The 4726-nt window shown below is 50.4% G+C and carries 5 protein-coding genes and 1 pseudogene; 3 read left to right on the top strand and 3 right to left on the bottom strand.

Annotated elements, in window-relative coordinates; genetic code table 11:
• Positions 1 to 87, top strand: a pseudogene (locus JN414_RS16170) (IS5/IS1182 family transposase); the annotation flags it as partial.
• A 115-nt stretch (positions 88 to 202) separates the two neighbouring features.
• A complete protein-coding gene (locus tag JN414_RS16165) occupies positions 203 to 670 on the top strand; it encodes a LysR substrate-binding domain-containing protein (protein WP_202208843.1) in 468 nt (155 codons plus the stop codon).
• 67 nt (positions 671 to 737) lie between these two features.
• Here the strand turns inward: JN414_RS16165 and JN414_RS16160 are convergent, their stop codons facing one another.
• Positions 738 to 1649 carry a LysR family transcriptional regulator gene (locus tag JN414_RS16160; protein ID WP_202208840.1) on the bottom strand — a complete coding sequence of 304 codons (912 nt, stop codon included), beginning with the start codon at positions 1647 to 1649 and terminating at the stop codon, positions 738 to 740.
• A gap of 106 nt (positions 1650 to 1755) precedes the next feature.
• On the opposite strand from JN414_RS16160, the gene JN414_RS16155 reads away from it, so the two are divergent.
• Positions 1756 to 3378, top strand: coding sequence for an NAD-dependent malic enzyme (locus JN414_RS16155; RefSeq protein ID WP_202208839.1), 1623 nt, complete (start codon positions 1756 to 1758; stop codon positions 3376 to 3378).
• 148 nt (positions 3379 to 3526) lie between these two features.
• Here the strand turns inward: JN414_RS16155 and JN414_RS16150 are convergent, their stop codons facing one another.
• Together JN414_RS16150 and JN414_RS16145 are read right to left on the bottom strand one after the other, a co-directional pair.
• A complete protein-coding gene (locus JN414_RS16150) occupies positions 3527 to 3826 on the bottom strand; it encodes an EF-hand domain-containing protein (protein WP_202208838.1) in 300 nt (99 codons plus the stop codon).
• Position 3827: 1 nt separating this feature from the next.
• Positions 3828 to 4726, bottom strand: an 899-nt coding sequence (locus JN414_RS16145) for an FUSC family protein (RefSeq protein WP_237390138.1), incomplete at its 5' end; no start/stop codon positions are given.

Here is a 4726-nt window from a genome sequence, read left to right as displayed (position 1 = left end):
CGGAGGGTCGCAACACGCTATGACAGATGCCCGAATGTCTTCTTCTCAGCCATCTGCCTCGCTGCAACCGTCATCTTCTGGCTATGAGTCCTGAGCCTAAACACCTAATACCTAAGGCCATACGGGCATTTCGAGAGCAGTGGCCCGATATTGTGAAGAGAGTGACACCCCTGCCCTCTGTGAGGCTTTACGAGAGCGCCGGGTGGATCTCGCCATTGTACGCCCGCCAGCGCCAGATCCGGACATCGCACTCCATCCTCTCTTTGATGAACCAACCCTGATCACCATTTTAAAAGGCCATCCACTTTCCAAACGCCACACGCTCAAATTAATCGATGTCGCCAAAGAGCCATTTCTTATTTTTGATCGCTCACTCAGCTCCGGTTTCTACGATGCTATTATCTCAGCCTGTCAACAAGGCGGCTTTACTCCGCGTTTCGGACAAGCAGCCCCTCAGATCGCCGCAACAATTCCAATGGTTGCGGCGGGACTGGGTGTCGCAGTCGTTCCGGCTTACCTGCGACAAATTCATGCCGATGTCGCAACATTCCATCCCATCTCCGGCCCCTCACCTCGAGCCAGCATCTCGCTTGCCACCCTTGAAACGGAATTGACTGGACCAAGCGCCAATTTCCATCAAATTCTTCTGACTATAGAAAGCAATAATTAGAATATAATATTGAGTGTTTTATCCAAAATTCCCTATGAATTTTAGTCATACATATTAATTATTTCCACTAATGCCGTGACGGTCGATGCGCCAAGAAATCCCTTAAATTGTCGAGAAAAGTTCGAACGCGCAAAGGCACGTTGCGTCGACTTGGCATCGTTGCAAACAATCCGATTGTCTCTCCCTGGTACTCCGGTAAAAGACGGACCAGCCTGCCGCGTTGCAGGTCGTCGCCGACGTCCCACAAGACTTTGAACACGATACCTTTGCCCTTAAGGGCCCAGTCATGCACCACTTCGCCGCTCGTCGTCGAGAGATGAGGAGTTACCTCGACAATCTGATCTTCTCCCGAACGAGATAGTCTCCACTGGTCGAGCATCCCCAGTTCATGTCCTCGCATCAGGCAAATACAACGGTGCTCAGTTAACTGGGCAAGGGTGGTCGGCATGCCAAACCTCTCGAGATAGGCTGGAGAAGCGCAGATGACCCGTTCACTACTCATGATCTTCGTCGCGACAGTCCCCGCTTCATTTGGCATTCCAATCCGAATGGCTAGGTCAAGGCGACTATTAACAACATCCAGCCCTTCATCCGACAGAAGAAGATGGACGCGCAGCTTCGGGAAACGATCGGCGAATTCGCTGACAAAATCAGCCAAACGGCGACGTCCCAGTTCAAGTGGTGCTCCAATCCTCAAAACACCACGAAGCTCTTTTTGATTGGCAGAAATCTCGGCTTCAGCCGCCTCGATATCAATCATGATCTCTGCCGCACGCTCATAAAAGGTCTGTCCCTCGTCCGTCAGGTCGAAGCGCCTTGATGTCCTTGTGACCAGACGTACGCCAAGCCGCTCCTCCAGCCGAGCCAGCCTTCGACTGGAAGCTCCTGCCGAAACGTTGAGGTGACGCGCGACTGCAGTCAGATTTCCCGCTTCAACGAGAAGTACGAAAAATCTCAGGTCACCGGCGTCATCGTGCATTGAGGGGCCATCTTTGCATTTTATACACAGATACAATGCCTTTTATGCGACTACCAGCACCATCAACGCACATCCATTGTCTGTTCATCAATGAATGGAGACAGACATGACGTCCGATCGCACTGCATCTTCACTCCCTCCCCTTCTGGACGCAGTTCACAACCGCGAAACTGCCTTCACAAATGAGGAGCGACACAGGAATGGTACGCTCGGCCTTCTACCTGACGCCGTCGAAACCCTTGATCGGCAGATGGAGCGCGTCCTGTGGCAGCTTGACAGCAAGAGCAGCGATCTCGAGCGCTTTCTGCACCTGAACGGATTGTCACAGCGTAACGAGACCCTGTTCTTCAAGGTTGTGATGTCTGATCCGAAGCGCTTTCTTCCCATTGTTTACGATCCGACAATCGCTGATGCCTGCCTTCAGTACAGCCGTCTCTTCGAGAGACCACAGGGCATGTATCTTTCGCTACGTCATAAAGGTCATGTGAAGGATGTGCTCGCCAACTGGCCTGAAAAAGATGTGCGCTTCATCTGCGTCAGCTCCGGCGGCCGTATTCTGGGGCTCGGCGATATTGGGGCCAATGGCATGGGGATCCCGGTAGGCAAGCTGCAGCTCTATACCGCCTGCGCCGCCATCCCACCTCAGGGCCTGATGCCAATGTTACTGGATATCGGTACAACCAATCAGGAGCTGATTGACGATCCACTCTATCTCGGTCTGCGGCAGGCACCTCCATCCTCAGACGAACTCGACGCATTCGTCGATGAACTCGTGGCAGCCATTCAAGAACTTTATCCTCGTTGCTGCCTACATTTTGAGGACTGGAAAGGAGACGATGCCATCCGCCTATTGGCGCGATATCGTGACAAGATCCTTTGCTATAATGACGACATTCAGGGGACTGCGGCCATTACGATCGCGGGCCTCGACACCGCCCTGTCGATCAAGGGTGAGGCGCTGAAAGAACAGCGTATCCTGTTCTACGGCGCAGGTTCTGCTGGGATCGGCATCGCGAATATGATCGTGAGTGCGCTACAGGACGAAGGCCTTTCTGAAACTGATGCCCGCGCCCGCATTTCCATGATGGATATCAACGGACTGATCGAACCTTCGCGGCAGGATCTTAATCCCTCGCAGAAAGTGTTCGCCCACGCCCATGCATCGACGAAAGACCTTGCGGAAGCAGTCAAAGGCATTGAGCCCACTGTCCTGATCGGCGTCAGCACAAACGCGGGTGGCTTCACCGAGGAAGTCGTTCGCACCATGGCGAGCATTAACGACAAGCCCGTTATTTTCGCGCTCTCCAATCCCACCGACAAGGCGGAATGTACCGCAGAACAGGCTTATCGCTGGACAGACGGCCGGGCCCTCTTCGCTGCTGGCGTCCAGTTCGACGATGTTACTTTGAATGGCAAAACGCTCACCCCCGGGCAGGCCAATAATTTTTATATCTTCCCCGCCGTGGCACTGGCTGTCTGGGCAACACAGGCAAGACGCATCACCGACGAGGTCTTCCTTGAAGCCGCCAGAGCGACCGCTGAACAGGTCACACCGGAGCAACGGGCCCACGGTCTGCTTTTCCCGCCGCAAAAAGATGTCCTGCGTGTAGAGATCAACACGGCCATCAAGGTCGCGCGTCAAATCTTCAAATCGGGCCTGGCTCAGGTTCCTGAACCCGATGATATCGTGGACTGGATTGAAGCCAAGCTCTACCGAGCAGAATACTGAATGACAAAAAAGTAGAAAGAATATCTATTATCTTTAATAGAGAAATTTCCTTCTATCCTATTTTTTTACCATCCATTACTACCATATTTTCTAGTAAAAAATTAATGGATGGTAAAAAACTCTAATTTTTATTTTCAGAGGATTTTTCCTATCTCTTCCATTCGTTGGGAAGGAGATAACCTTTATGTCCGATGTCCATTTTGTCGAAATGGTCTTTTAGCACTGCCTCTTGCGTTGAATGGGATAGCATAGAAAATCCGGACGCTTCAAAGCTACTTTTCTCACGAAGATAATCCCGAACATAGATTTCAAACTCGTCGAAAGAAATTCTTCCGTCATGATTTTTGTCAGCTATCGAAAAAGATTGATTTTCATTCGTTTGAACCTGCGCTGAACATGATGATGATACCAAGGCAAAAGATAAAATGCTCCAGTATTTGATAGACACGTTATATCTCCTGAAGATTTTTTAAAATAAACTGTATTTGTTCGATGCTGCTTGAGAGAGTTCGATTTCCGAACGCTTCGTAGGTTACCTCCTGACGTCTTATGATGGCGTCCCGTAAAAACATTTGTACGGCTTTTTTTTCGAATGGATTTTGTGCATTGTGGCGTAATTCCAGAATGAGCTTACCAAGCGACACTAAAGAAAAGGCGCGATCCAGGACGTCCCGAGCACGGTCTTTCTGGCCCAGGAATGACAGTTTCAATGCCAGCCGTGATAGTTTCTGAATTTGATCTCCCTGCCACTGTTCTGCGAAAGGTAAATGATGAGACGACGATGTCGCTAACAAATTTACACTTCTTCGTAGTGATTTCATAATCACTCTGGCATCAGATTCATGGTTTGGAGGAAGAAAGACGCGGAATACGAGCACCAGAAGAACGGCACCACAGATAATGGCCATCCAGGTATTTGTTAAGGCGATATCATCATAAACCATTTCATTGGTTACGAGAGACTGTATTGCAAAAAAGACAGCGTACCCGAAAGCACCAATGCTATATTTCGGATGAAACTGTAGCCAAATTCCTGGTAAAAGAAAAAAACTCAAACTCAGCCAGAGCAAGCAGTATCCGCTAATAAGTGGCAGAACATAAACATGATAGATCCATGTCGCAGGTATGCTCAGCACAGTTCCTATCGCCATCGCCATACTGGCCTTCGATGCTGAGGGCACCGTAGAAAGCAGGCTGGATGCTGCAATGACATACATCATCATAGGACCATTCGGCCACGCTGTTACATGGCCCAGTGGGCCCGAAGCTGTGATTTTGGCCATGTTGAAGAACGGACTGGAAACACGGCGCTTGATCGGGCGAGCGTCGGGTGTCTGACGGCTTAATC

It is taken from the genome of Gluconobacter sp. Gdi, assembly GCF_014132155.1.
Taxonomy (GTDB): Bacteria; Pseudomonadota; Alphaproteobacteria; order Acetobacterales; family Acetobacteraceae; genus Gluconobacter.
Note: the sequence above shows the minus strand (reverse complement) of the source record. Positions and strands in the feature narration are given on the sequence as shown.

What these genes read in the sequence shown, in the direction of transcription:
- JN414_RS16160 (WP_202208840.1), bottom strand. Translation starts at nt 1,649, where the DNA reads ATGCACGATGACGCCGGTGACCTGAGATTTTTCGTACTTCTCGTTGAA.
- JN414_RS16155 (WP_202208839.1), top strand. Translation starts at nt 1,756, where the DNA reads ATGACGTCCGATCGCACTGCATCTTCACTCCCTCCCCTTCTGGACGCA.